General features: G+C 60.5%; 1 protein-coding gene. It reads left to right on the plus strand.

All coding sequences use genetic code 11. The annotated features are described in order from the left end of the window. Positions 1–248: hypothetical protein (locus ACEN88_RS35960; RefSeq protein ID WP_413347162.1), on the plus strand; the 248-nt coding region annotated here is incomplete at both ends.

Genomic DNA, 248 nt, shown 5'->3' on the forward strand with positions numbered 1-248 from the left:
TCAGATACCGATCCATTCGGTGCCCCTACCCAGCGGTCTTTCGATGACTTTGATCAGGGCTTTGGTGATTCCTTCGCCGCCCCAGCAGCCACAACAGCCACCGCAACCGACGCGTCCAAGCCAGTCGGCAACAACGCCGACTTCGACAGCGCATTCGACGACTTTGACGATGCGCCTTCGGCGCAGGCGCCAGCCAGTGAGCCTGCTACCGAGACGTTTGCCTCACCCGAACAGGTGACTGAGCATAC

Source organism: Massilia sp. CT11-108 (assembly GCF_047302915.1).
In the GTDB taxonomy this organism is placed as follows: Bacteria; Pseudomonadota; Gammaproteobacteria; order Burkholderiales; family Burkholderiaceae_D; genus Telluria; species Telluria orientalis.